At 59.3% G+C, this 25,180-nt stretch carries 24 protein-coding genes; 7 read left to right on the forward strand and 17 right to left on the reverse strand.

Going from position 1 to position 25,180, the window contains the following annotated elements; translation table 11 throughout:
- Positions 1-12: 12 nt before the first annotated feature.
- From KX729_RS09760 to KX729_RS09775, 4 genes are read right to left on the reverse strand one after another with little or no spacing between them, the layout of a single operon-like run.
- Positions 13-2,991: a sarcosine oxidase subunit alpha gene (locus KX729_RS09760; protein WP_219742240.1), complete on the reverse strand. Its 2,979-nt coding sequence runs from the start codon at positions 2,989-2,991 to the stop codon at positions 13-15.
- Positions 2,988-3,344 carry a sarcosine oxidase subunit delta gene (locus KX729_RS09765; RefSeq protein ID WP_219742241.1) on the reverse strand — a complete coding sequence of 119 codons (357 nt, stop codon included), beginning with the start codon at positions 3,342-3,344 and terminating at the stop codon, positions 2,988-2,990. Before KX729_RS09765 ends, KX729_RS09760 begins: the two co-directional genes overlap by 4 nt.
- Before the next feature lie 11 nt (positions 3,345-3,355).
- Complete coding sequence (locus KX729_RS09770; RefSeq protein WP_219742242.1) at positions 3,356-3,766, reverse strand: hypothetical protein; 411 nt, start codon at positions 3,764-3,766, stop codon at positions 3,356-3,358.
- Positions 3,766-5,019, reverse strand: coding sequence for a sarcosine oxidase subunit beta family protein (locus KX729_RS09775; protein WP_219742243.1), 1,254 nt, complete (start codon positions 5,017-5,019; stop codon positions 3,766-3,768). The genes KX729_RS09770 and KX729_RS09775 overlap by 1 nt, the downstream gene beginning before the upstream one ends.
- Positions 5,020-5,319: 300 nt before the next feature.
- Between KX729_RS09775 and rpsU the strand changes: the two genes are divergently transcribed.
- Entirely contained in the window at positions 5,320-5,559 is a 240-nt protein-coding gene (gene rpsU / locus KX729_RS09780; protein ID WP_219742244.1) for a 30S ribosomal protein S21, read from the forward strand.
- Between the two features lie 177 nt (positions 5,560-5,736).
- On the forward strand, positions 5,737-6,630 hold the full coding sequence (locus tag KX729_RS09785) for a tetratricopeptide repeat protein (protein ID WP_219742245.1): 894 nt from the start codon (positions 5,737-5,739) through the stop codon (positions 6,628-6,630).
- Between the two features lie 123 nt (positions 6,631-6,753).
- On the opposite strand, the gene KX729_RS09790 is transcribed toward KX729_RS09785, so the two are convergent.
- The 10 genes from KX729_RS09790 to KX729_RS09835 all read right to left on the reverse strand — a co-directional run bounded on the left by KX729_RS09790 (position 6,754) and on the right by KX729_RS09835 (position 16,067).
- Positions 6,754-7,482, reverse strand: coding sequence for an esterase family protein (locus tag KX729_RS09790; RefSeq protein WP_219742246.1), 729 nt, complete (start codon positions 7,480-7,482; stop codon positions 6,754-6,756).
- Complete coding sequence (locus KX729_RS09795) at positions 7,479-8,456, reverse strand: acetylxylan esterase (RefSeq protein ID WP_219742247.1); 978 nt, start codon at positions 8,454-8,456, stop codon at positions 7,479-7,481. Before KX729_RS09795 ends, KX729_RS09790 begins: the two co-directional genes overlap by 4 nt.
- Before the next feature lie 25 nt (positions 8,457-8,481).
- A complete protein-coding gene (locus tag KX729_RS09800; protein ID WP_219742248.1) occupies positions 8,482-8,775 on the reverse strand; it encodes a type II toxin-antitoxin system RelE/ParE family toxin in 294 nt (97 codons plus the stop codon).
- A complete protein-coding gene (locus KX729_RS09805) occupies positions 8,768-9,034 on the reverse strand; it encodes a ribbon-helix-helix domain-containing protein (protein WP_219742249.1) in 267 nt (88 codons plus the stop codon). Before KX729_RS09805 ends, KX729_RS09800 begins: the two co-directional genes overlap by 8 nt.
- Before the next feature lie 103 nt (positions 9,035-9,137).
- The gene (locus tag KX729_RS09810; protein WP_219742250.1) at positions 9,138-10,538 is read right to left on the reverse strand and encodes an NAD(P)(+) transhydrogenase (Re/Si-specific) subunit beta; all 1,401 of its coding nucleotides are present in this window, start codon (positions 10,536-10,538) and stop codon (positions 9,138-9,140) included.
- A gap of 17 nt (positions 10,539-10,555) precedes the next feature.
- The gene (locus tag KX729_RS09815; protein ID WP_219742251.1) at positions 10,556-10,954 is read right to left on the reverse strand and encodes a proton-translocating transhydrogenase family protein; all 399 of its coding nucleotides are present in this window, start codon (positions 10,952-10,954) and stop codon (positions 10,556-10,558) included.
- A complete protein-coding gene (locus tag KX729_RS09820; RefSeq protein ID WP_219742252.1) occupies positions 10,954-12,225 on the reverse strand; it encodes a Re/Si-specific NAD(P)(+) transhydrogenase subunit alpha in 1,272 nt (423 codons plus the stop codon). Before KX729_RS09820 ends, KX729_RS09815 begins: the two co-directional genes overlap by 1 nt.
- Before the next feature lie 152 nt (positions 12,226-12,377).
- Positions 12,378-12,602, reverse strand: coding sequence for an aa3-type cytochrome c oxidase subunit IV (locus tag KX729_RS09825; RefSeq protein ID WP_219742253.1), 225 nt, complete (start codon positions 12,600-12,602; stop codon positions 12,378-12,380).
- A gap of 187 nt (positions 12,603-12,789) precedes the next feature.
- Complete coding sequence (locus KX729_RS09830; protein WP_219742254.1) at positions 12,790-13,548, reverse strand: N-acyl amino acid synthase FeeM domain-containing protein; 759 nt, start codon at positions 13,546-13,548, stop codon at positions 12,790-12,792.
- A gap of 197 nt (positions 13,549-13,745) precedes the next feature.
- Entirely contained in the window at positions 13,746-16,067 is a 2,322-nt protein-coding gene (locus KX729_RS09835) for a putative bifunctional diguanylate cyclase/phosphodiesterase (protein ID WP_246617501.1), read from the reverse strand.
- A 356-nt stretch (positions 16,068-16,423) separates the two neighbouring features.
- Here KX729_RS09835 and KX729_RS09840 point away from each other — a divergent pair, with 356 nt between their 5' ends.
- Both KX729_RS09840 and KX729_RS09845 read left to right on the forward strand, forming a co-directional pair.
- The gene (locus KX729_RS09840) at positions 16,424-16,963 is read left to right on the forward strand and encodes a TRAP transporter small permease subunit (RefSeq protein WP_219742256.1); all 540 of its coding nucleotides are present in this window, start codon (positions 16,424-16,426) and stop codon (positions 16,961-16,963) included.
- A gap of 25 nt (positions 16,964-16,988) precedes the next feature.
- Positions 16,989-18,491 carry a TRAP transporter large permease gene (locus KX729_RS09845; protein ID WP_219742257.1) on the forward strand — a complete coding sequence of 501 codons (1,503 nt, stop codon included), beginning with the start codon at positions 16,989-16,991 and terminating at the stop codon, positions 18,489-18,491.
- Between the two features lie 400 nt (positions 18,492-18,891).
- On the opposite strand, the gene KX729_RS09850 is transcribed toward KX729_RS09845, so the two are convergent.
- Positions 18,892-19,998, reverse strand: coding sequence for a TRAP transporter substrate-binding protein (locus KX729_RS09850; protein WP_219742258.1), 1,107 nt, complete (start codon positions 19,996-19,998; stop codon positions 18,892-18,894).
- A gap of 306 nt (positions 19,999-20,304) precedes the next feature.
- Here KX729_RS09850 and KX729_RS09855 point away from each other — a divergent pair, with 306 nt between their 5' ends.
- A complete protein-coding gene (locus KX729_RS09855) occupies positions 20,305-21,078 on the forward strand; it encodes a gamma-glutamyl-gamma-aminobutyrate hydrolase family protein (RefSeq protein WP_219742259.1) in 774 nt (257 codons plus the stop codon).
- A 66-nt stretch (positions 21,079-21,144) separates the two neighbouring features.
- On the opposite strand, the gene KX729_RS09860 is transcribed toward KX729_RS09855, so the two are convergent.
- The gene (locus KX729_RS09860) at positions 21,145-22,167 is read right to left on the reverse strand and encodes a LacI family DNA-binding transcriptional regulator (protein ID WP_219742260.1); all 1,023 of its coding nucleotides are present in this window, start codon (positions 22,165-22,167) and stop codon (positions 21,145-21,147) included.
- A gap of 128 nt (positions 22,168-22,295) precedes the next feature.
- A complete protein-coding gene (locus KX729_RS09865; RefSeq protein ID WP_219742261.1) occupies positions 22,296-22,790 on the reverse strand; it encodes a MarR family winged helix-turn-helix transcriptional regulator in 495 nt (164 codons plus the stop codon).
- A gap of 92 nt (positions 22,791-22,882) precedes the next feature.
- On the opposite strand from KX729_RS09865, the gene KX729_RS09870 reads away from it, so the two are divergent.
- Positions 22,883-23,680: a creatininase family protein gene (locus tag KX729_RS09870; protein WP_219742262.1), complete on the forward strand. Its 798-nt coding sequence runs from the start codon at positions 22,883-22,885 to the stop codon at positions 23,678-23,680.
- Positions 23,681-24,051: 371 nt separating this feature from the next.
- The gene (locus tag KX729_RS09875; RefSeq protein WP_219742263.1) at positions 24,052-25,176 is read left to right on the forward strand and encodes a CobW family GTP-binding protein; all 1,125 of its coding nucleotides are present in this window, start codon (positions 24,052-24,054) and stop codon (positions 25,174-25,176) included.
- Positions 25,177-25,180 lie beyond the last annotated feature (4 nt).

The following is a 25,180-nucleotide window of genomic DNA, read 5'->3' on the forward strand; positions in this document are numbered from 1 at the left end:
TCAATCCCAGAATCAACCATGGATGCGGCCTCCTTCCTTGTCGAAGAACACCATGTCGGTCACTTCAACGGCAATCGTCTTGTCTTTGAGCGGCACATAAAGCGTTTCACCGATCCGCGATCGACCGCCGGCGACGAGCGCCAGCGCGATCGAACGGCCGCAATTCTCCGACCAATAGGCGGAGGTCACGTGGCCGAGCATCTTCATCGGCTTCGGCTGGTTCGGATCGGCAACGATCTGGCCGCCCTCCTCCAGCACGATATTCGGGCTCTTGGTAATGAGGCCGACGAGCTGCTTGCGACCATCGCGCACGAGGTCCGGTCGTTTGAGGCCACGGATGCCGACGAAATCCATCTTTTTCTTAGAGACTGCCCAGTCGAGGCCCGCATCGTTCGGCGTCACGGTTCCGTCCGTGTCCTGTCCGACGATGATATAGCCCTTTTCGGCGCGCAGCACGTGCATGCTCTCCGTGCCGTAGAGGCAGGCGCCCATCGATTTCGCCCGCTCCCAGATCGCCTTCCAGACGGCCGGACCGTAATCCGCCGGCACGTTGATTTCGTAACCGAGCTCGCCGGTGAACGACACCCGGAACAACCGCGACGGCACACCCATGACCTGGCATTCCGCCACGCTCATATGCGGGAAGGCCTCGTTGGAAATATCCACGCCTTCGACGAAGGGCTGGATGATCTCGCGCGCCTTCGGCCCTTGAACCGCAATCACCGCCCATTGTTCGGTCGTCGAGGTGAGCCAAACGCGCAAATCGGGGAATTCCGTCTGCAGATAGTCTTCCATATGGTGCAGCACGCGCGGCGCACCGCCGGTCGTGGTTGTCACATGGAAACGGTCTTCCGCCAACCGGCCCACGACGCCATCGTCATACACGAAGCCGTCTTCGCGGGTCATGATGCCGTAACGCGCCTTGCCGGGCTTCAGCGTATCCCAGGCATTGGTATAGAGCAGGTTCAGGAATTTTGCCGCATCCGGGCCGACAACCTCGATCTTGCCAAGCGTCGAACCGTTGAACACGCCGGCCACGTCACGAACCGTCTTGCACTCGCGGTTGACGGCAGCAAACATGTCCTCGCCGCGCTGCGGATAATACCAGGCGCGTTTCCAGTTGCCCACATCCTCGAATTCGGCGCCCTCCGCCGTCTCCAGATCATGCATCGGCGTCTTGCGGGCGGGATCGAACAGGTCGCCGCGCGAATGTGCGACCAGCGTCCCATAGGTCACCGGCGTATAGGGCGCGCGGAAGGTGGTGAGGCCAACCTGCGGGATCGGTCGGCCAAGCATTTCGGCGGCGATCGCCAGGCCGTGCATGTTGGAAAGCTTGCCCTGGTCGGACGCCATGCCATTGGTGGTGAAGCGCTTGATATGCTCGATCGAGTGCATGCCCTCGCGCACGGCAAGGCGGATGTCCTTGGCGGTCACGTCATGCTGGAAATCGACGAAAGCCTTGACAGCATGTTCCGGCCCCGCACTTTCGGCCGCACCGATCATGCCGCCGGTCCATTCGAAACGGTTTTCACCCGACACCGCAACTGAACCGCTACCGGCACGGATCGCTTCGTCGATCAGGTCGGCCAGATCGTCCGTACCGTTGCAGGCGCCGACGGAAACGCAGTTCTGCGCATAGATATCCGGCAGGAAACGCTGGTTCTGTTCGTCGAAGCGCAGCTTTCCGCGCGATTGGGAGAAGAGATGCACGGACGGCGTCCAGCCGGCGGATACGATCAGTGCATCGACCGGCATCTTGCGCACGTCGAAATTGCCGTTGCGCGCCACCGTCATCGAATTGATGCGGCGGCGACCACCGGTATTGGTGACCGCGTGGCCGGTCAGGACGTCGATACCAAGCGAACGGGCTTCCGCCAGCACAGCCTCACCCGGCTTCTCGCGGCTGTCGACGATCGCGACGATCGTGACGCCGGCACGCTTCAGGTCGAAGGCAGCCTCATAAGCGGAATCATGCGCCGTATAAACGCCGATGCGCCGGCCGACGGCGACGCCGTGATGATTCAGGAAGGTGCGCGCCGCAGACGCCAGCATGATGCCTGGCCGGTCGTTATTGGCGAATACCATATGCCGCTCGATCGAACCGGTCGCCAAAACCACCTTCTTCGCCCGCACCTGCCACAACCTCTCGCGCGGCAGGTCCTTTCCGGGACGGGCAACGTGATCGGTAACGCGCTCGACGAGGCCGAGGAAGCCGTGATTGTAGTAGCCGAACACGGTCGTGCGGTTGAGCACGGCGACATTCGGCATGGCCTTCAGTTTCGCCGCCGTCGCCTGTGCCCAGTCATAACCGTTCTGGCCGTCAATCGTGGTTGCGGCATCGGCATGCAGCGCGCCGCCGACTTCCGGCTGTTCGTCGACGAGGACGACCGAAGCGCCGGTCGATGCGGCCGAGAGTGCGGCCGTCAGGCCGGCAATACCCGCACCGGCAATCAGCACGTCACAATGGACGTAACGGCCGGCATAATGATCCGCATCCTCTTCCTTCGGCGCCTCACCAAGACCGGCGGCGCGGCGAATAAAAGGTTCATACAGCTTATGCCAAGCGGCGCGCGGCCACATGAAGGTCTTGTAGTAGAAGCCGGCCGCAAAGAACGGCGACAGAAGATCGTTGAACGACCCGATATCGAAGGCCAGCGACGGCCAGCGGTTCTGCGAAGCGATCTTGGCGCCGTCGAACACTTCCTGCACGGTGGCGCGCACGTTCGGCTGCCGACGGGATGCGTCGCGCGAAACGTCGAGCAACGCATTCGGCTCTTCCGGCCCGGCGGAAAGCACGCCGCGCGGACGGTGATACTTGAACGAACGACCGAGCAGATGCACGCCATGCGCCAGAAGCGCCGAGGCGACGCTGTCGCCTTCCATCGCGGTATAGCTCTTGCCGTCGAAGGTGAAGCGCGCCGTACGCGCCGGCGTCAGGCGGCCGGCACCCTGGATGCGGAACGCGCCGAGATTTTTGGAAGAACCGCTCATCGGGCATCTCCTTCCGTAGCTTCCCACGTTTCGACGGTCTTCTCCTCAGCAATCGCCACGGCTTTTTCCATCACCGGAATCGGCTGCTTCGGCATGCCCGCCTTGTAGGTCATCAGGAACCTGTCGCTCACCGTGTCGCGCGCCGCATTGAAGAAGCGACCGCAGCCGTGAATGTGCCGCCAGCGCTCATAGGTGAGGCCTTTTTCGTTGTTGCGCAGGAAGAAGAATTCCGCGAATTCCTCGTCCGAAATCGCCGCAATGTTTTCCGGCCGGGCGATATGCGCCTCGCCGGCCCAGCGGAATTCCAGTTCCGAGCGATCTTCTTCGCAATAGGGGCAATGGATCAGAAGCATCGTTGGTCCACCTAGAAGGCACTGTCCGGAAGGTCGGTTCCGGCGGGTTGATCACAAAGCCGCTTGCCCATCGCGATATAAGGAGCAAGCCGTTTCACGAATTGTTCGAAATTCTCGTAAGGCCGGAATGCAGATGCCCGGCCCATATTGATCAGGGCAATCGTCGCCAGCCCGTAATCCAGCGCCAGCGGCGCCTCATTCTTACCGCCCGCATCTTCGGGAACGAAATAGACCAACCGATTTTGCCAGCTGGGCGCGCATAACATCAATCCCTTGTCGGCAGTAAACGGCCATTCCGTCTCGCCCTGCAGCCGATGGATCTTCTGGGTGCGAAAATCCTTCTCAGTCGGAACGAAATTCCCCACCGGCACGACCGGCGCCGCGCTTGCCATGCCTGCCGAAAGGAGAACCGCCGTCAGCATCAATGCGCCACCGCGGCAGCCGCAGCCTCGTCGATCAGCCGTCCGGTGCGGAAGCGATCGAGCGTCAGGCCGGCGGCCAGCCGATGCGGCTCGCCCTTGGCGATCAGATAGGCAAACAGGTTCGCAGAACCCGGCGTCGCCTTGAAGCCGCCAGTACCCCAGCCGCAATTGACGAACAGGCCGGGCACCGGCGTGACGCCCTGGATCGGCGAACGGTCCGGTGTGTTGTCGGTAATGCCGCCCCACTGGCGCATCATCTTGACGCGCCGGAAGATCGGGAACAGCTCACAGATGGCGTCCAGCGTATGTGTGATGATCTGCAGCCCGCCGGTCTGCGAATAGGAATTGTACTGATCGGTACCGGCGCCGATGACGAGCTCGCCCTTGTCGGACTGCGAGATATAGGCATGCACCGTGTTCGACATGACGACGCACGGGAAAATCGGCTTCAGCGGCTCCGACACCAGCGCCTGCAGCGGGTTGGAATGTAGCGGCACGCGAACGCCCGCCATCTCCATCACCACCGACGAATGGCCGGCAGCGGAAACGCCGACCTTCTTCGCGCCGATGAACCCCTTCGAGGTCTCGACGCCCTGCACTTCGCCATTCGGTCCGCGACGGATGCCGGTCACTTCGCAATTCTGAATGATATGGACGCCGCGATCCGACGCCGCGCGCGCATAGCCCCACGCAACCGCATCGTGACGCGCCGTGCCGCCGCGTCGCTGCAAAGCGGCACCGTTGATCGGGTAACGCGCCGTCTTGGAAATATCGAGAACCGGCACAAAAGCCTTCGCCTGTTCCGGCGTCAGCCACTCGTTATCGATGCCATAAAGCGTGTTGGCATTGATATGCCGCTTGAACGACTGCTGATCATGCGTGTTGTGCGACAGCATCATCACGCCGCGAGGCGAATACATGGTGTTGTAGTTGAGATCCTGGCTCAGGCCTTCCCACAGCTTCAGGGAATGCTCATAGATATCCATGCTCTCTTCGTAGAGATAATTCGAGCGGATGATCGTGGTGTTGCGGCCGGTATTGCCGCCGCCGAGCCAGCCCTTCTCGATCACCGCGATATTGGTGATGCCGTGCTCCTTGGCGAGATAATAGGCGGCTCCCAGCCCGTGTCCGCCGGCGCCGACGATGATCACGTCATAGCTTGAACGCGGCTCCGGCGAAGTCCACTGCGCCTCCCAGCCCCTATGGGCGCGCATCGCCTCGCGCGCTATGGCGAAAACCGAATATCTGCGCATCTCGCCTTGTTCTCCTGCAACGATCGGATCGGTCTTGGGTAGTGCCATACCCATCGCAAATCAATATCCGTCGCAATGGCCGTTTTGCGACGCAAGAGAAGATTGTTTCGACAAACCTCCCCGACAGGCAGCGTAGCGTTAATTTCACCACTGTTTGCGCCACGGCGTCTGGACTTCCACAGACTCATCTGATATCTGCACACACCAATCGCACGGCCTACGCCGAGCGGACGTTATTATTTCGCCCCGAATTCCCTGTGATTCCCGGCGAGCAACCAAAACCAAAGGAACGGGATTCACGTGCAGGTACTTGTCCGCGACAACAATGTCGATCAGGCGCTCCGCGCTCTCAAGAAGAAGATGCAGCGCGAAGGTATTTTCCGCGAAATGAAGATGCGGGATTATTACGAGAAGCCGTCGCAGAAGCGCGCTCGTGAAAAGGCTGAAGCCGTTCGTCGCGTCCGCAAGCTGGCTCGCAAGCGCATGCAGCGCGAAGGCCTGCTTCCTTCGCCTCCGCGCGTCGCACGCCCGGCTCGTTGAGCTGTCGTTTTTTCGACGTTTTCATGTGCTTTTGAGGGCGGTGGCGACATGGGCGCCGCCGCTCTTTTGATTTGAAGTAATATCGGCTGCGTACTGAAACCGGAAGACGGGATCCGGTTTATCAAACGGCACGCAGACGGATGGAAACTGCCTTACCGCTATGAGGAAATGCGCCTGATGGCCGCCAAGACCGCCGTTCTCAATCGTGGAACTCTGATTTCCGGCCTTTCGACCAGCGCTCTTCCCATTCGTGGCAAAACTGCTCTTGCTTCGGTCCTGCTTGCAGCTTTGGCACTGTCCGCCTGCTCCACAACGAGCTCGACGGACGTGATCACGGTCGACCGCGCTCAGGGCAGCCAGGAAAACATTTCCTCGCTCTCCGCAGTCATCAATGCCAATCCGAGCGATCCGGAGGGTTATAACGTCCGTGGCACGGCCTATGGCCGCGGTGGCGAATTCTCCCGCGCCCTGGACGATTTCAATCGTGCCATCCAGCTCAATCCGCAGTTCTATCAGGCCTACGCCAACCGGGCACTGGTCTATCGCAACATGGGCCGCCCGGGCGACGCTGCGAACGACTACAACCGCGCTCTGCAGATCAACGCCAATTATGATGTCGCGTATATCGGCCGCGGCAATCTTTATCGTCAGAACGGCCGCACCAACGAGGCGTTCAACGATTTCAACCGCGCCATCCAGCTCAGCACAACGGACGGTCGCGCCTATCATGGCCGCGGCCTGATCTTCCAGCTGCGCGGCCAGCACGACCAGGCAATCGACGATTTCTCCAAGGCGATCTCGCTGTCGCCCGGCTCGCCCGAACCCTATAACGGCCGCGGCATTTCCTATGTGGCACTGAACAACGACGACAATGCCTTCGCGGACTTCAACCGCGCCATCGAGATGAACGACAAGGTCGCCGAGTCCTGGGCGAACCAGGCGCTGGTCTATGAACGCCGCGGCGACAAGTCGCGCGCCTACCGTTCCTATTCGCATGCCGTGCGGATCGACCCCAATTACAAGCCCGCCGTCGATGGCGCCGCCCGCACCCGCTCCGGCGGCAATACCTAAAGCGGCGAAGGAGCGAGCACTCGCTCTTTAGCGGAAAGACCGATAGGCCTCGAGGGATAAAGGACTGAGCCTCGCGGCTCGCAGGCAGCCCGTCGATTTTCGGTCGGATATGTCGATCTTCGGTCAGATATAAAGCGCCGCCATCTTCCGCCATGCGCCCGCTCGATGGGCGCGGCCATCCCAGACATGCATCTGATGACCGATACCCTTTTCGGACATGACCCGGCTGAATTGCCGATTATTGTCGAGGAATGGGTCTGCATTGCCGATCGTCATCACGATATCCATTCGCCGCAGGCTGGCAAGGTGCTCCTCGCTCGAAAGGCCGGGCAGAAAATGTGACGGCATATGATGATAGATGCTGTCGTCGTAATAGCCGTCGAACAGGTCGCCAAAAGCCTCCACTTTCAGCGTCAGATCATAGCGACCCGAGAAAGCGACGAGTTTGTGGAAGAGATGCGGGTGACGGAAGACGAGGCTTGCCGCCTGAAAAGCGCCGAGGCTGCAGCCCTGCACGATCGTGCAGTTATGCGGGTTCTTCTGCGCCATCAGCGGCAAGACTTCGTTGAGGATATATGCCTCAAAGGCCGCATGGCGCCGGATGCGTTCGGATGGGTGCCAATTCGATCCGTAAAAGGTCTCGGTTGCCAGCCCCTCGATACAATAGAGCTGCAGCTGCCCTACCCTGACTTTTTCCGCAAGGCTTTCGACGATTCCAAGCTGCTCATATTCGAAGAACCGGCCGTCCCGGGTCGGAAACATCAATACCTTGGCGCCGGAATGGCCGAAAACGAGAAGCTCCATATCCCGATGAAGCCGAGGACTGTACCAGCGCAGGTATTCGCGATTCATGGCACCCTGAAGAACTGTCGGAGCTTTTCGTCGAGAGCCGCATTTTGTGCGGCGCATTCAGGATAATCGAAATGCCCGGCATCCAGGATGAAGATTTCATTAAATTTTGAATTCGGCCCATCCTTCGACAGCGCATTGGCTATTGCGAACTGGCAGGGTGGCGGCACGGCGGGATCGAAAAGCGCGAGGCTCATCAGCATCGGTTGGGTGATGCGGCTCGCGGCGACTGCCGAATCGTGCAGCTTCAGCGTCGGCCAGGCATTGCCGTATTGCGCTTGGTACCGTTGGACGGAGGCGGCACTGCCGACGCTCGGTAAAGTCAGCCTGAGTTCCTGATGCCCGAATGTCGGCAGAGACAGGTGACCGCGGTCGATGCGGTTGTCGTGAGGAATCGCCAGCCCACCGATGCCGCCGCCGAAGCTGATGCCGCTATAGCCGATATGACCATAGAGCCACGGGTAAAGAGCGAGCAGCATAGAGACCGCCAGCCACAGATCCTCGACGCAGCCACCGATGATATAGCGGTCCGGCTTGTCGATATCGTGCAGCACGTGCCAGTTGGAATCGCTCGAAATCGGCGGCCGGGCGCTGCGCGACATGCCGCGAAAACAGAGAAACAGGACAGCCGTTTCCTCGACCGGCATGTCGAGATTGGGCGCATCCCGCCCGCCATATCCGTGACCGACGACTAGTCCGCGCTGGATCTCCCCCTGCTTCGGCAAAAGCAGCCAGCCACCGATCGGGAACTTGCCGGTCGACATATAGACGATATCGAAAACATGCCATTTCGGATGGTCGATCGCGCTCTTGCGCAGGCCTGGCTCGGGATCGACGGTCATAGCCCGCTTGTAGCGCTCCTGCCAGAAAGCATCGAACCCGGATGGCGCATCTGGCGGCTCGACGGCTTGCAATTCGGTTAGCCTCATGCCGCAAGTGGGGTCGAAATTGTAGGGGTGTCGGGTGGGAACGGTCATGGAAAATCTTGCGCAGCTTTTATGATCAATGCGGAGTCAGGCGTCGCGCATTTCGCTTGTGAACGATGCCAAGGATGAGAATGCCGTATTCGGCTATCTCGTAAAGAATGACATGGCTCTGGTGTTCGTGCCGGCGAACTTCCGAGCCTAGCGCCGCTGCGACACGCCCCATTCTAGGATTTTTGGCAAGCAGCATGAAACAGGCTTGCAGCTCTGTCGCATATTTTCGCGCCTGAGGATGGCCGAAGGCCTCCAAACCGAATACGAAAATGTCGAGCATGTCCTTATCCGCCCGGCGCGTCAGTCTGAATTCAGGCACGTCTTGCTTTCCGCAGTGCGACGATCTTTTCCGCCTCGGCAAAAATCTCGTCAACGCCGCGTGTGCCTATGCCGCTCTCGCGTGAAGCCGCCACCATCTGGCGCAGTTCCTCGACCGACAGCTCTTCGCCTTGCCGAAGGCGTTCCCGCATCACGAGATCGTTCAGATAGTCATCCGAGCTTGCATATCCGCCACTGCGAACCTGCTCGTCGATCCAGTCCTTGATCGGATCGGAGATAGATACGGTCATCGTCGCCATCATCGGCCTCCTGCTAAGCCGACTGTGACATGATCCGTTGTAATAAAAAAGCCCGGCAAAGCCGGGCTTCAACTCACTAAGCGGTAGTTTTCGCTGACGCGCCTCAGTGCTTCATCGCCTTGACGATGTCTTCCGTCATCTTCTTGGCGTCGCCGAGCAACATCATGGTGCCGTCCTTGTAGAACAGCGTATTGTCGATGCCGGCATAACCAGAGCCGAGCGAGCGCTTGATGAAGAGGCAGGTTTTTGCCTTGTCGACGTCGAGGATGGGCATGCCGTAGATCGGCGAAGACTTATCGTCGCGCGCCGCAGGATTGGTGACGTCGTTGGCGCCGATGACATAGGCCACGTCTGCCTGTGCAAACTCGGCATTGATATCTTCCAGCTCGAAAACCTCGTCATAAGGTACGTTGGCTTCGGCGAGCAGCACGTTCATATGGCCGGGCATGCGGCCGGCCACTGGATGAATGGCGTATTTCACCTCGACGCCGTGGCCCTTCAGGGTATCGGCAAGCTCGCGCAGAGCATGCTGCGCCTGCGCCACCGCCATGCCGTAACCCGGCACGATGATCACCTTCGAGGCGTTCTGCATCAGGAAGGCCGCGTCGTCGGCCGAGCCCTGCTTCACTGTCCGCTGCACACCGTCGTCAGCGCCGGCAGATGCCGTCTCGCCACCGAAACCGCCCAGAATGACGGAGATGAAGGAGCGGTTCATGCCCTTGCACATGATGTAGGACAGGATCGCACCGGACGAACCCACCAGCGCGCCGGTGATGATCAGCGCCAGATTGCCGAGCGTGAAACCGATGCCGGCGGCAGCCCAGCCGGAATAGGAGTTCAGCATCGACACGACGACCGGCATGTCGGCGCCGCCGATCGGGATGATGATCAGCACGCCGAGCGCCAATGCCAGAATGACGACCAGCCAGAAGTCCATATGGCTTTCGGTCTGCACCAGGCCGAAGATGAACACGACAACCAGCAACAGCAGCCCCGCATTGATGAAATGCCGGTAGGGCAGCATGATCGGTTTGCCGGACATCCGCCCATCGAGCTTCAAAAACGCAATGACGGAACCGGTAAAGGTGATCGCACCGATCGCCGCTCCCAGCGCCATTTCGACAAGCGCCTGCCCATGGATATGGCCGATCTCACCGATGCCGAACGAATGCGGAGCATAAAGTGCCGCGGCCGCAACCATCACGGCGGCAAGGCCGACCAGCGAGTGGAAGGCTGCAACAAGTTGCGGCATCGCCGTCATCGGAATGGTGCGGGCGATATAGGCCCCTGCCCCGCCGCCGATGGCGAGCGCCAGAATGATCAGCATGAAGCCGCCGAAGCTCGGCGTCGCCAGCAGAAGCGTGGTGACGATGGCGATGCCCATGCCGACCATGCCGTAGACATTGCCCTTGCGGCTGGTCGTCGGATGCGACAGGCCCCTGAGCGCCATGATGAACAGGACACCGGAGACGAGATAAAGAAAGGCTGCGAAATTCTGTGACATATTCCCCCCAGAACCCGTCAGCGTTCTTTTTTCTTGTACATGGCGAGCATCCGGCTGGTCACCATGAACCCGCCAAAGATATTTACCGAGACAAGCACGAGCGCCACGAAACCGAAGCCCGTGGCAAAGCCCGCCGCCGAAGCGCCGACGGCAAGCAGCGCACCAACCACGATAACCGAGGAAATCGCGTTGGTGACGGCCATCAGCGGCGTATGCAGCGCCGGCGTCACCGACCAGACGACGTAATAGCCGACGAAGATCGACAGGACGAAGATCGCGAACCGGAAGACGAAGGGATCGATCGCGCCGCCGGTCGCGGCACTCGCGGCTTCCGGCGCCTGGGCGGCCGCGGTGATCACGGTGGTAACGGCCTGATCGAGCTGTTCCAGCGCCTTGTCCATAGCTTCACTCGCCATTACAGCTCGTCCTTGGTAACGGCGCCTGCGCCCGTTTCAGTCTCGGAAGCCTTCTTGCGCGAGCGCGTCGGCTTGGCGGGCTTTGCTTCTATATCAGTGGCGACCGGTTCCGTTGCCGGGATCGGCACGGCCAAAGCTTCCGCGGCTGCAGCAAAATTGGGATGAACGACGGCACCATCATGGGTCAGCATGGTCGCCTTGACGAGCTCGTCGTCGAGCTTGACCGCGAATTCCTTGGTACCCTTGTCGACCATCGTCTCCAGGAAGGCATAGAGGTTTCGAGCGTACAGCGCCGAGGCAGAAGCCGCGATGCGACCGGCGGCATTGGCGTAACCGATCACGGCAACACCTTCGACGGAAGCGATCTTGCCCTTTTCGGAACCTTCGACATTACCACCACGCTCGACGGCCAGATCGACGGCGACCGAACCTGGCTTCATCGAAGCCAGCATGGCGCGGCTGACGAGTTTCGGCGCCGGGCGGCCCGGGATGAGAGCCGTGGTAATGACGATATCCTGCTTGGCGATGTGCTCGGCGACCAGTGCCGCCTGTTTCGCCTGATATTCGGCAGACATCGGCTTGGCATAACCAGCCGCAGTCTCGGCAGCCTTGAACTCTTCGTCCTCGACGGCAATGAACTTGGCGCCGAGCGAGGCGACCTGCTCCTTGGCGGCGGGGCGAACATCGGTCGCGGAGACCACGGCGCCAAGCCGGCGAGCCGTCGCGATCGCCTGCAGACCGGCAACACCGGCGCCCATGACGAAGACTTTGGCGGCCGGCACGGTGCCGGCGGCAGTCATCATCATCGGCATGGCGCGGCCATATTCATGCGAAGCGTCGATCACGGCGCGATAACCGGCAAGGTTTGCCTGGGACGACAGGACGTCCATCGACTGGGCGCGGGTAATGCGCGGCATCAGTTCCATGGCGAATGTCGTGATCCCTGCCTTGGCCATGACCGCCAGCGCGGCTTCATTGCCGTAGGGATCCATGACGGCGAAAACGACGGTGCCGGATTTGTAGGATGCGATTTCCGCCGATGTGGGTCGGTTGACCCTGAGAACGATATCGGCCTTGCCCACATCGCCGGAGCTTGCGATCTGCGCGCCCGCAGCCTCGAACTCAGCATCCGGAACGCCAGATCGTTCGCCGGCGCCCTTTTCCACCATCACGGAAAGGCCGAGGGCGGATATCCGCTTCACCGTTTCCGGTGAGGCGGCAACACGAGGCTCATCCGAACCTTCGCGGCATACAAATACGATCTTCGCCAAAGACTGTCTCCTCCCAGTCGATACCTACAGGGGCGATTGATCGCCTCCCAAGCGGGCGCTTGCCACCTCCGCAATGAGCGAAAATCTACGCCTCCCCAGCGTACACGATCTTCGCTTCAACTTGCGGGCCAGTGGCAAGCTGGCGTCAGGTATCAGCGCAGCAGGAAAGCACCCGCGACATTGAGAACGACGAAGAGGATGAAGCTGCCGATGAAGCCCGCACCGCCGAAGAAGCCGGCTGCCATGGCGATCATCAGGACGACGAGGATCATCGTGCCCCATTTCGCGCCGGCAAGGAACATGTTGTAGGTGTGGTCATGTTCGGCGTAGTCCATGGGGGCGCCAGTTTCCACCGGTCCGCTCTGGTGATTGTCCATCAGTCCCGTCTCCTTGATCAGCCGCACGCATCGCGAAAGCATAAGATGGCGTCGGCGGAAAACCCTCTTCGATATCCGGAATCACGCCGCAATCGGCATGCCGGACCTCCCTTCAGGCCTTACACAAACCGATGTGAAAGCGCAATGCCGCTCGAATGCCCGAGCGGTACGCGCGACCGCGGATTCATTAGCCGAGATAGGACATTTCCGACGAACCTGGCCGCCCGGCAATCCTTGCCGTCGGCAGGATGGTTAGCGGCGCAGTCTCGAAATTCGACGGGCGCGCAAACAACATCCGTCGCTCGTAGGCTTCGGACTGGAAAGCCGGAAACCGCTTCATCATCTTGGAGCGCAATTCGCGGGTTGCCGAGGCAAGCAACATCAGGTCGAAATCATAGGTCGGGATGCGCCGCGGCGCGACCATCGGCTGTGCATAGAAGAAGCGGCGATAAAATGCCGCATGGGCCGGACGGATCGGCTGCAACACTCGGTCCGCATCAAAATAGATCGCCGCAACCGGCGTCAGCCGCACGGTAAGATAGGGCATGGCTGACAGTTCGCTGGCAAATTCCGGCGCGATCGCAAACCGCGCGGAGTCGATCAGGGTCATGCCCGCATCGAGCATCTCGTTCACCGCTTCCGGGAATATGCTGATCGACTGGCAGACCCGGTGCTCCGGCGTCACATAATGAAGCCGGATCGTGCTGACCAGTTCCTCGTCATAATAGACGCCGAAGACATGGGCATTGCGGTCGAAATCGATCTCGTCGATCAATCGCGTCGCGTTGACCGGCAGGACGCCATGCGTCTTGTAAGCCTTGTAGCGCAACCGGGCGACATCCTCGAAATCCTCATGGCTTTCGATGCGGCGGTATTCCACATGATCGAGAGTGGAAAGGAGTTTGGCTGAAAAATTTCCATCAAGAAAAGATTTATCAATCGGCATCGCGGTCATTCCTTGGGCTTTAACCAAGGATTAACCCTAAAAGCAGTGCGCACCGCAACAAAAGCTGAGAGAATTTAACAAATTTCTAAAATCTATGGTTAATAAAGAGTTAACAATGACTTACGCCATGCGGGAAACTGTTAACACTGTCTGAAATTTAGGCAGGGACCGAGACACTTTCGTCGCGTTTCAGGCCATTAGCGGGCAGCAGCCCTCAACGGTGCGTTGTTGGATGCCTTGGCTCCACGACGCATGTTCGAAACCTTTGTGGCAGGCAAAGCTTCAGCGACCAGCTCGATGATCCTGCCGGCGCCAACCGGCATCGAGAAGACATAACCCTGGACCAGATCCGCGAAGCGGTGGCGATTGATCAGCGCCAGTTGCTCCTTGGTCTCAACGCCTTCGATGACGATCTTGAGGCCGAGTTCGCGCGACAGATGGACGATGCCGCGCAGCAGCTTCAGCTTGCGCTGGTCGTCGGCGATATTGCGGATGAAGGCGCGATCGATCTTGACGATATCGAGCGGCAGGGAGTCGAGATAGCTGAGGCTGGAGAAACCCGTGCCGAAATCGTCGATCGCGATCGTCACGCCCGTCGCGCGGAACTGGTTGAGGATGGCGCTTACCGCCACCGGCTCATCCATGAAGCAGCTTTCGGTGACTTCGAGATGCAGCCTGGACGGCTCCAGCTCGTAACGCTTCAGCACGTCGGCGACGTAGTGAACGATATCGTCGTTGCGCAGGTCCTGGATCGACAGATTGACAGATACGGCCATGTTGTCCGGCCAGCTCGCGCAGTCCCGGCAGGCCTGATCGATAACGAAGCGGGTGACATGCGAAACGAGCCCCATATCCTCGGCCATCGGGATGAAGACGTTCGGGCCGACCATGCCACGTTCCGGATGCCGCCAGCGCACCAGGGCTTCGCTGCATTCGATCCCCGAACCATCGGGGCGGTACATCGGCTGATAGGCGACGTGCAGACCGTGATTGTCGATCGCAAGACGCAGATCTGCGCGCAGGCGCTGCTCATCGATATACTGTGCATCCATCTCGGCGCGGAAAACGGTCAGCGTGCCATTGCCGGCGGACTTCGCATGGTTGAGCGCCAGATCGGCCTTGATCTGCCAGTTCTCCATCTCGAAATCCTGCGATGGCAGGATAACGCAGCCGCTGTTCATCGAAACGCTCAGACGCGAGCCTTCGACCATATAGTCGCCCTGGATTTCCGTATGGATCATCCGAATCTGACGTTCCATATCGCAGCTGTCTTCGCCGCCGGTCAGGAGCACGACAAATTCGTCGCCGACAAGGCGGCCGGTCAGAAGCTTTTCCGACTTTATGGTGGAGAGCCGTCCGGCAATCGCCGCAAGAAGGCGGTCACCGATGACGTGACCGCGCATGTCGTTGACATGCTTGAAGCCGTCGACGTTGAAAACCGCAAGTGCCGCCAGCGCCTCGCCGCGATCGGCAAGTTTGGCTGCCGCAAGATCGGCGAAATGACCACGGTTCGGCAGGCCGGTGAGCGCGTCGAACTGCACCATGTGCAGGATTTTCTCTTCAGCCGCGATACGCGCGCTGACATCTTCGAAAATCAGCACGACGCCGCCGTCGGAACGCGGGCTCACCGAAAATTCCAGGTGCCGATCGTTCTTGAACGTGAACAGCGCACGCTCCAGCGAACCGTCGCCGAGCTTCGAGAGCTGGCGCAGGATGGCTTCCGGCGCATTTTCAGCGCCTTCACAAAGCACGCCCGCAAAATCCCGATCCTTCAGTTCCGTCTTCTTGTCGAGGCCCAAAAGATCGCGCGCACGGCGATTGATGACCTGGATGCGGCCGTCACCGTCGAGCATGACAAGACCATGCGAGATTGTCTTCAACGCAATGTCGAAACGGCTGGCGATGATCGACATCTTGCGCGAGGAGATGACGTTTTCGTACAGGAAGTCGCGCACGCCGTTCGCCATCGAGCGGGTCGTGAGGCCAAAGGGAATGAGGAGCAGCGACATCAACGCCAGATAGATGTCGTTGGTGAACAGGCAGGCAATCAGGATGGGGCCGCAGCAGCCGAGCGTCTGCAGGTCAACGGCAATGCGAGAACCGTAGTTACGGCCGACGACGGACATCATCGAACCAAGCGTCATGGCAACGCAGGTGAAGCCGATGAACTGGTTCTCCAGCACCAGGATGGCATAACCACTCGCAACGCCCAGCATGAACGCAGCCAGAAAGGCACCGATGACGTATTGCTGCTCCCAAGCGGCAATCTCATGATGGTTCAGCGACGGCTTGTCGACCTTGTCGAAACGATAGAACCAATAGATGCGATAGGCGAAAACGGCCGCAAAGCCGGCTGCGAACAGAAGATAGAAAAGCGAGCCGCTATAGACATAGATAAGGGTGCACCAGGCAACGTGAACGACCACGCCGGTCCACAATGTTCCGCGATTTCCAAACAGCGACGCAACGAAGGACAGATAGACATCTGTCGACAACGACTTCGCTTCGATCTCTTTCATCGGGTTCATCCCTTGGCTTCCGATTGACAGTGCGGAAAACCCTTTAAGAATTGCTTGTTCCCGGGACGCTTCACCCCCAACATCAGGGGGGTAGTTCGGAACTTGCTCAACAAATTCAAAACATACTCGTTAGAATCTTTCAAAAGTCGCCTGAGCTGGCTCACCGCATGGCTGCCTGACATCTCAGGCGGCACCGGAAGCGGCGGTGCCAAAACGCCGGGAAAGCCTGCCGCGCCACAGGTTTCTATAGACGAAAGCACGGTCTATTAGCACTTTCCTTTTCTTAGACCTTGGTTTACATCGCCTTCCCAGACGGGCGGGATAAAAGGAGACCCGTTTTCAGAATTGAGGAAGCCATGGCTGCACTACTGAAATTAAGCGGTTTCATCGACGGTCTCAGCGAAATCGTCGGTAAATTTTCTGGATATCTCGTTCTTTTCTGCACTCTTATCAGTGCCGGCAACGCCATCATCCGCTACCTGTTCAATTACAGCTCGAACGGCTGGCTCGAGATCCAGTGGTATCTTTTCGGCTTCATCGTCCTTCTCGGTGCATCCTATACGCTCAAGCTGAACGAACATGTACGCGTCGACCTCATTTACGGCGCCGTCTCCGATCGGGTTCGCCTCTGGATCGACGCGATCGGCCTGACCGTTTTCCTCATTCCGGCCTGCATTTATCTGGCCTGGCTGGCATTGCCGTTTTTCACCATTTCCTACGCGCAGGGCGAAGTCTCGTCGAATGCCGGCGGCCTGATCCGCTGGCCGATCAAGCTTGTCCTCGTAGCCGGCTTCGCGCTGCTCGCACTTCAAGGTATATCCGAGCTCATCAAGCGTGCCGCTGGCCTCATGGGCGTCCTCCAGGTCGATACGACCTACGAAAAACCGCTGCAATAACGCCCCGACCGGAGGATAACCGCTAATGTTCGAATACGGTATAATGCCGCCGGCCATGTTCCTGGGCATGATCATTTTCATGCTCTACGGCTTCCCGGTCGCTTTCTCGCTTTCCGCCGTCGGCCTGTTTTTCGGCCTGCTCGGCATCGCCACGGGCCATTTCGAGTTCGCCTTCATGCAGGCGCTGCCGCTGCGCATCTTCGGCATCATCTCGAACGACCTGCTGCTCGCCATTCCCTTCTTCACCTTCATGGGTGCCGTGCTGGAGCGCTGCGGGCTGGCGGAGGATCTACTCGAAGGTACCGGCAAGCTGTTCGGCGCCATTCCGGGCGGCCTTGCCTATGCCGTCATCCTGGTCGGCGCCATTCTCGGCGCAATCACCGGCACGGTTGCCGCCTCGGTCATCACCATGGGCGTCATCTCCCTGCCCATCATGCTGAAATACGGCTATAACCCGCGGCTCGCCACGGGCGTCATCGCCGCATCCGGCACGATCACCCAGGTCATCCCGCCGTCGCTCGTGCTGATCGTTCTTGCCGACCAGCTCGGCCGTTCCGTCGGCGACATGTATCTCGGCGCAATCGGCCCTTCGATCCTGCAGGTCGGTATCTTCCTGCTGTTCATCCTCGGCCTGTCGATCTTCCGTCCCAAGGACGTTCCGCCGCTGCCGCTCGAAGCACGCGGCGAGCTGAACATGGCCCTGGTCATGAAGGTCCTGTGGGGCATGATCCCCTCGATCGTGCTGATCTTCCTCGTGCTCGGCACCATCTTCATGGGTCTTGCGACGCCTACGGAAGCGGGCGCACTCGGCGTCGTCGGCGCCATGGTGCTTGCCGCCATGCACGGCCGCCTGAGCTGGGACCTGATCAAGCAGGGCATGCATTCGACCATGACGATCACCTCCATGGTCGTCTTCATTCTGGTCGGCGCCACCTGCTTCAGCCTCGTCTTCCAAGGCATGGATGGCGGTCTGTGGATCGAATATCTGCTGTCTCACGTCCCCGGTGGCGCGATCGGCTTCCTGATCTTCGTCAACATCTTCATCTTCTTCCTGGCCTTCTTCCTCGACTTTTTCGAAATCGCCTTCATCGTCCTGCCGATGCTGGCGCCGGTGGCGAGTGCGCTCGGCATCGACCTGATCTGGTTCGGCGTGCTGCTCTGCGTCAACATGCAGACCTCGTTCATGCATCCGCCGTTCGGTTTCGCGTTGTTCTACCTGCGGTCGATCGCGCCGAAGTCCGTGAAGACGAAGGATATCTATCTCGGCGCCATTCCGTGGCTGTTCATGCAGCTGATCCTGGTCGCGATCATCATCTTCTGGCCGGAATCCGTCACCTACTGGCTGGACAAGGCACCGGATGTCGATCTCAACACGATCAAGATCGAAGTCCCGGGCTTCGGCACCGGCAACGGCGGCGGCATGCCCAACTTTGGCCTGCCCCCGATGGACGGTGCCCCGGCACAGCCCGGCGGCGCCCCCTCTCCGGCAATGCCGAACTTCGGTGAGCCGCCGAAGATCAATCCGTAAAAGCGACTTCCCTTGTCAGTTGAACAAGGGAATCGTATATTTGGAGTTGAGGACAGAGCGCGAACTCTGCCCGCCTTTGCTATCTGCGTAAGAAATAGAGCCGGACGGTTATTGACCAGCTTGTCCGGCTTTTCCTAGACAGCAACGTAATGCTCAGTGGTTTCCACATCACACTACCTCCAGTTCGAGAGCAAGGCTCTTGCCTAAGTCGGTGAAGCCCGTCTTCACCGATGCTCCGATGGGTCTAGGAGCGTGCTGCTTCAGCCCTCGAACGCTGCAATCATAGATAATCAGGTGCAATTGTCGAGGCGACACAACCGGCCGCAACCATTGCTGCCATGAGCAAATAAAAACCCCGGGCCGAAGGCCCGGGGTTTTCCATATCTGCGGATCGAAACGATCAGAGCTTGCCGTTGCGCTGCTGGATCATCATGAACGTGTCGAACGTGTATTCCGACAGCTGCATCCAGAGGTAACCTTCTTTCTTGAAGGCGACCTGGTCTTCGTAGATCTTCTTGAAATCGGCGTTGGTGGCCGAGATATCCTTGTAGACCTCAAGGGTTGCCTTGTAGCAGGCTTCCAGGATCTCCTGGCTGAACGGACGCAATGTCGTACCCTGAGAAACGATCTGCTTGATCGCAGTCGGGTTCTTCAGATCGTACTTCGCCATCATGTTGGTGTTGGCGAAAGCGCAGGCATCCGAGAGCGCCGCCTGATAAGCCTTCGGCAACTGGTTCCACTTGTCGAGGTTCATGAAGGCGTGGATCGTCGGGCCGCCTTCCCAGAAGGCCGGATAGTAGTAATACTTGGCGACCTTGTAGAAGCCGAGCTTGTGGTCATCATAAGGACCGACCCATTCGGCCGCATCGATCGTGCCCTTTTCGAGCGCCGGATAGATGTCGCCGCCGGCAATCTGCTGCGGCACGGCGCCGAGCTTTTCGAGAACCTTGCCGGCAATGCCGGCGATACGCATCTTGACGCCCTTGAAGTCGTCGACAGTGTTGATTTCCTTGCGGAACCAGCCACCCATCTGGGCACCGGTATTGCCGGCCGGGAGACCATAGACGTTATGCTTGGCGTAGAATTCGTTCATCAGCGTATTGCCGTTGCCCTGATAGAACCAGGCGTTCGTCAGGCGGGCATTAAGGCCGAAGGGAATGGCGGTACCGATCGCAAACGTCGGATCCTTGCCAACGAAATAATACGAGCAGGTATGGCACATTTCGACGGTGGCATTGCTCACCGCATCCTGCGCCTGCATAGCCGGCACGATTTCGGCGGCGGCGAACGGCTGGATGGTGAAATTGCCGTCGGTTGCAGCTGCAACATGCTTCACGATGTCTTCAGCGCCACCATAAATGGTGTCCAGCGACTTCGGGAAAGACGACGTCAGACGCCAGGTAATTTTGGGATTGGACTGCGCGATGGCGGGAGCTGCCAGCACCGATGCGGCGGCGGCCCCGGCGCCGGTCACGGCAGCCTTTTTGAAGAATGTACGACGATCCATGAATTTCCTCCCATAGAGACAAACCGCAGGGTTTCCGTTCCCACTCCCCCGGCTTATCTGCGAGGTAAACATTTTGCTCCAAGGGTTGCAAGCGGCGCGGCTAATATTCCTTAATGTGGCAAGGCCTTTTGATCTTAGACTTTCGTAGATATCCGGTTGAAACCGGATTCATGAAAGATTTCAAAGGGAAATGCTCATTCTTTGGGCAAACAAACCGTCATCCATACTTCCGCCAATCTTGACTTACACAGGCTTCCTGCATCACATCTTGATCACGAACTTACCGCCTGCCGACCGGAGATACCGATGCCCAAGCCGATTGTTGCCCTGCCCGCCGATATTCGTCAGCTGGACGGAGCGATCTGGCATGCGACTCCGAACCAGTATGTACAGGCAGCGCTGAAAGTCGCGGACGTGATGACATTCATCGTTCCGGCCTTCGAAGAGGGCAACGAGATCGACGCGATCCTCGATCGGGTCGATGGACTGCTCGTCTCCGGCTCCGCTACCAACGTCCACCCGTCGCTTTATGGCAAGCAGGCAACCGAAGCCGACGGTCCCTTCGATCCGGCGCGCGACGCAACATCGCTGCCGCTGATCCGCCGGGCGATCGATCGCGGCATTCCGCTTTTGGCAATCTGCCGCGGCATCCAGGAACTCAACGTGGCGCTAGGTGGCACGCTCGCCAGCGAAATCCAGGATGAACCGGGTATCTGGGATCACCGCAAGCCGGACGTGAAGGAACGCGACGGCATGTACGCGATCCGCCAGCCGGTCTTCGTGCAGGAAGGCTCCTGCATCGCCAATTATCTTGGTCTGACCGGCGAAGTGCAGGTCAATTCGCTGCACCGCCAGGCGATTGCCGAAACCGCGCCACGCCTGAAAGTCGAGGCGACCGCCGAGGATGGCACGATCGAGGCCGTATCGGTCATCGATTCGAAGAACTTCGCCGTCGGCGTCCAGTGGCATCCGGAATATTGGGCGGAGACCGACGCCCCGTCAGCGGCCCTCTTCCGCGCATTTGGCGATGCCGTCCGCGCATACGCAGCCCGCAAGACGCTGACTAACGTGGCCGCGTAGGCCGCCCACGACACCCTCTCAAGCCGTGTATTTCAAGATGACTAGCGGCTCACGGCAGAGCTAAGATCAGGTTCGCGGCTTGCAGATGCCGGTCGATTGACGAATACGCATTTCAGGCTTGATGAGATGGATACCGTCCGGCTCGTGGCTTCCGACCAACCGGTCTAGCAATGCCCGCGCCGCAAGCCGTCCCACTTCAGCCTGTCCGTTCCAGACCGTCGTCAGTGCCGGCGTTGCGATCGATGCCTGCTCCAGATCATCATAGCCCGTCACGGAAATATCCTGGCCCGGCACCAGGCCTGCACGGGCGACCCCGTTCATCAGGCCGATCGCCACAAGATCGTTCCAGCAGACGGCGGCTGTCGGCTTCTGCGGCAGAGAGAGAAAATGCACCGCAGCCTCGAACCCGCCCTGCATCGAACGGGGCCCGGGAATGCGCAGGTTCGGATCGACTTCGATACCTGCCTTGCGCAGCGCATTGACATAACCCTGATAGCGATCGCGACCGGTCGAGGTCTGGTCGGTACCGCCGATCATCGCGATCGTGCGATGTCCAAGGCCGATCAGGTGGTTGGTTGCGAGCGAAATCCCGTAACTGTCATCTCCCCGATATGTCGGCAGCTCGACGCCTTCCATCGAACGCGCAACCAGAATTGCCGGCATGCCGTTTTCTTCCGCCAGGCGAAGATCTTCGAGCGGCGTGCCGATCGCCGGCGACATGATGACGCCGTCGCCGCCAAGCTGGAGAAGTGTTTCGACGAACGTTCGTTGCTTTTCGACCGAATCGTAATGGTTGGAGAGAATGAAGGTCTGCCGGCTGCGATCGAGTTCGCTCTCGATCGCCTTCAGGATTTCCCCGTAGAACGGGTTCATGATGTCGTGCACCACGACACCGATAATGCCGGACCGCGAGGTCCGCAGGCTGGCTGCACGGCGATTATAGATATAGCCGAGCGCGCGGGCCTGTTCCTTGATTTTCTCACGCGTGTCCGCTGCCACGAGCGGACTGTCGCGAAGAGCAAGTGAAATGGTGGCAGTAGAAAGACCGAGGCTCTCGGCAATCGTCGACAACTTGATCTTTTGCGCCATTTTCCCCACTCATAAACGGCAGGGCGCCATCCTCTCGGCGCCGGAATTAAAATTTAAATAAACAATTTAATTCCGTGCGACAATCCTGTGACAGCAATTTTCCAGCGAAACCAGGGGTGTAAAAACGGCTAGTCTTCACTATCCACCGGCTGGAGGTTGTGCTCAACGGCACGCAACAGCTTCAGAAGAGTACGGATTTCCTTGTCAGAGAAGCCCTTGACGGCAAGCGCGCCGCAATCAGCGACGGAGCGACCGATCTGCTCGATGCTTTTCAACCCGGCCTCCGTCAGATGGACCTTGGTCAGTCGTCCATCGGTTCCGTCAGCACGCCGCTCTAGAAACCCCTGAGCCTCCATGCGGCCGATCGTGCGCGTCATGGTCGGCGCCTTGACCCCGAGGCGAATTGCGAGCTGGCCGGGCGTCATTCCATCCTCTTCCGCCAGCGTCAGCACAACACCGTCTTGTCCGGCATAAAGCCCGCTATCGCCGAGGCTTCGGCTCAGCGCAGTGCGCATGGAGCGTGCCGTCTGGGTGATCGCCGGTGCGACATCGATGGCCGACAGGCCCTCAAGGTCTTTCTTCTTTCCGGACTTCGACTTCTTGTCACCCTTCTTCTTGCTCATCGGCTCCGCCTGTTTTGACCCATCGAAGGTGGCGTTGTATCTGTAACGCTAACGTTCTCACATACATAGCGAAACCGGGAAGTAACCGCCAGATGCTGCCCCCCCTGCCTCACTATCATGACAATGATACGACGAAGCCATCCACAGAAAGAGCCGGATGGATCGCGGTCCTGCCGCTCGGTGCCCATGAACAGCATGGTCCGCACCTGCCGTTCGAGACCGATACATTGATCGCCGAAAGTCTGGTCGCACGGATCATCAAGGCCTTGCCGGCGAATCTGCCCGTTACTTTCCTGCCTGTGGAGCCCGTCGGTTATTCCATCGAGCACATGGATGTTGCCGGCACCAAAACGCTTGCCTTCGACGAAGCCGTGAACCGCTGGCTCGGCATTGCCGAGAGCCTGAACCGGAAGGGCATCCGCAGGCTGGTCCTTCTGAACGCCCATGGCGGCAATTCCCCGCTTCTGACGGTTGTCGCGACTGAAGCACGCGTGCGCTTCAACATGCTGGTCGTCGCGACAAGCTGGACCCGTTTCGGGCAGCCGGAAGGGTGGATATCGCCGGAGGAAAAGGCGATCGACATCCACGGCGGCGACATCGAAACGTCTGTCATGCTGGCGATGTGGCCGGACCGGGTGAATATGGCAAAGGCAGAGGCTTTCTCATCGCGTCAGTCGGATTTTGCGACGTCGTTCAAACATCTGCGTGCCTATGGCCCGCATGCATTCGGTTGGAAAATGTCCGACCTGAACGAGAAAGGCGTGGCAGGCGATGCGGCAGCGGCGACGGCCGAACGTGGCGAACGGCTTGTGGCACATTCGGTCAAAGGCTTTGTTGAATTGCTGGAAGATGTGGCGCGGTTTGATTTAAGTCGCTTTACCAAAAGTTGAAGAACTGAAATTTGATCTATCTTGGACCAACTAGATGGACCAGGAGATTGTGACGGTGGATGAGATACGGGCATAAAGAGCCGCGGTCGCATAGGCCCAGTGGGGCAAAAACTTTCAAAGCTTCGCTCAATTTCGGCGATTGCTTTTCTTACGCTACGGCAAAAGAATTCGACTGCCCGCGTCTCTATATCGGCGGCGATTTTGCTCGGACGGATGCAAGATCGGCGATCTTGTCCATAGCGCTCTGACGTGGACCTCTCCCTGATGTGATTTTATAACATCGAAACCCTTTGAACTCGCTGCGGCTTGCTCTTATATGGGGCAGACCAACCCGCGCCCGCCGGACGCTTCCCATATCCTCGAGGTTTCCCATGACCGAAACAGTCGCCGCAAAGCCCATTCCCGTCACCGTGCTGACGGGCTATCTCGGCGCAGGCAAAACGACGCTTTTGAACCGCATCCTGTCCGAAAGCCACGGCAAGAAATATGCGGTTATCGTCAATGAATTCGGCGAGATCGGCATCGACAACGACCTGATCGTCGAGTCCGATGAAGAAATCTACGAGATGAACAACGGCTGCGTCTGCTGCACGGTGCGTGGCGACCTGATCCGCGTCGTTGAAGGCCTGATGCGCCGCCCCGGCCGTTTCGACGGCATCATCGTCGAGACCACCGGCTTGGCCGATCCGGTCCCGGTCGCCCAGACCTTCTTCATGGATGATGACGTCCGCGCCAAGACCGAGCTCGATGCGGTCGTCGCTCTCGTCGACGCCAAGCATCTGCCGCTACGCCTCAAGGACTCTCGCGAGGCCGAAGACCAGATCGCCTTTGCCGACGTCGTCGTCATCAACAAGACCGACCTCGTCTCGCCGGAAGAGCTGGCCATCATCGAAGACGTCGTTCGCGCCATCAACCCGGCCGCCCGTGTCTACAAGACCAGCCGTTCCGGTGTCGATCTGGCTCGCGTGCTGGACCAGGGCGCCTTCAATCTGGAACGTGCGCTCGAAAACGATCCGCATTTCCTCGATCACGATCATGAAGACCATGTCTGCGGTCCGGATTGCGATCATGATCACCATCATCATGGCCACGACCACCACCATCACGACCATGCTCACGATCATGACCATCATCACCACGATCATGATCACCATCACGAACATGGTGCCATGTCGCCGATCCATGACGTGACGGTGAAGTCGATCTCGCTGCGCGGCGGCGAGATGAACCCGGAGCGCTTCTTCCCCTGGATCCAGAAGATCACCCAGGCGGAAGGCCCGAACATTCTACGCCTGAAGGGAATCATCGCCTTCAAGGGCGATGAGGAACGTTATGTCGTTCAAGGCGTCCACATGATTGTCGAGGGCGATCATCAGCGCCCTTGGAAGGATGGCGAAAAGCGCGAAAGCCGTCTGGTCTTCATCGGCCGCGATCTCGATTTCGACAAGATCGAAAAGAGTTTTCTGGCCTGCCAGGCTGTAACCACTGCAGCATGATGTC

Source organism: Neorhizobium populisoli, from assembly GCF_019430945.1.
Lineage (GTDB): Bacteria > Pseudomonadota > Alphaproteobacteria > Rhizobiales > Rhizobiaceae > Neorhizobium > Neorhizobium populisoli.

What these genes read in the sequence shown, in the direction of transcription:
- KX729_RS09760 (WP_219742240.1), bottom strand. Translation starts at nt 2,991, where the DNA reads ATGAGCGGTTCTTCCAAAAATCTCGGCGCGTTCCGCATCCAGGGTGCC.
- KX729_RS09765 (WP_219742241.1), bottom strand. Translation starts at nt 3,344, where the DNA reads ATGCTTCTGATCCATTGCCCCTATTGCGAAGAAGATCGCTCGGAACTG.
- KX729_RS09770 (WP_219742242.1), bottom strand. Translation starts at nt 3,766, where the DNA reads ATGCTGACGGCGGTTCTCCTTTCGGCAGGCATGGCAAGCGCGGCGCCG.
- KX729_RS09775 (WP_219742243.1), bottom strand. Translation starts at nt 5,019, where the DNA reads ATGCGCAGATATTCGGTTTTCGCCATAGCGCGCGAGGCGATGCGCGCC.
- KX729_RS09785 (WP_219742245.1), top strand. Translation starts at nt 5,737, where the DNA reads ATGGCCGCCAAGACCGCCGTTCTCAATCGTGGAACTCTGATTTCCGGC.
- KX729_RS09790 (WP_219742246.1), bottom strand. Translation starts at nt 7,482, where the DNA reads ATGAATCGCGAATACCTGCGCTGGTACAGTCCTCGGCTTCATCGGGAT.
- KX729_RS09795 (WP_219742247.1), bottom strand. Translation starts at nt 8,456, where the DNA reads ATGACCGTTCCCACCCGACACCCCTACAATTTCGACCCCACTTGCGGC.
- KX729_RS09805 (WP_219742249.1), bottom strand. Translation starts at nt 9,034, where the DNA reads ATGGCGACGATGACCGTATCTATCTCCGATCCGATCAAGGACTGGATC.
- KX729_RS09810 (WP_219742250.1), bottom strand. Translation starts at nt 10,538, where the DNA reads ATGTCACAGAATTTCGCAGCCTTTCTTTATCTCGTCTCCGGTGTCCTG.
- KX729_RS09815 (WP_219742251.1), bottom strand. Translation starts at nt 10,954, where the DNA reads ATGGCGAGTGAAGCTATGGACAAGGCGCTGGAACAGCTCGATCAGGCC.
- KX729_RS09825 (WP_219742253.1), bottom strand. Translation starts at nt 12,602, where the DNA reads ATGGACAATCACCAGAGCGGACCGGTGGAAACTGGCGCCCCCATGGAC.
- KX729_RS09830 (WP_219742254.1), bottom strand. Translation starts at nt 13,548, where the DNA reads ATGCCGATTGATAAATCTTTTCTTGATGGAAATTTTTCAGCCAAACTC.
- KX729_RS09835 (WP_246617501.1), bottom strand. Translation starts at nt 16,067, where the DNA reads ATGAAAGAGATCGAAGCGAAGTCGTTGTCGACAGATGTCTATCTGTCC.
- KX729_RS09840 (WP_219742256.1), top strand. Translation starts at nt 16,424, where the DNA reads ATGGCTGCACTACTGAAATTAAGCGGTTTCATCGACGGTCTCAGCGAA.
- KX729_RS09845 (WP_219742257.1), top strand. Translation starts at nt 16,989, where the DNA reads ATGTTCGAATACGGTATAATGCCGCCGGCCATGTTCCTGGGCATGATC.
- KX729_RS09850 (WP_219742258.1), bottom strand. Translation starts at nt 19,998, where the DNA reads ATGGATCGTCGTACATTCTTCAAAAAGGCTGCCGTGACCGGCGCCGGG.
- KX729_RS09855 (WP_219742259.1), top strand. Translation starts at nt 20,305, where the DNA reads ATGCCCAAGCCGATTGTTGCCCTGCCCGCCGATATTCGTCAGCTGGAC.
- KX729_RS09860 (WP_219742260.1), bottom strand. Translation starts at nt 22,167, where the DNA reads ATGGCGCAAAAGATCAAGTTGTCGACGATTGCCGAGAGCCTCGGTCTT.
- KX729_RS09865 (WP_219742261.1), bottom strand. Translation starts at nt 22,790, where the DNA reads ATGAGCAAGAAGAAGGGTGACAAGAAGTCGAAGTCCGGAAAGAAGAAA.
- KX729_RS09870 (WP_219742262.1), top strand. Translation starts at nt 22,883, where the DNA reads ATGCTGCCCCCCCTGCCTCACTATCATGACAATGATACGACGAAGCCA.
- KX729_RS09875 (WP_219742263.1), top strand. Translation starts at nt 24,052, where the DNA reads ATGACCGAAACAGTCGCCGCAAAGCCCATTCCCGTCACCGTGCTGACG.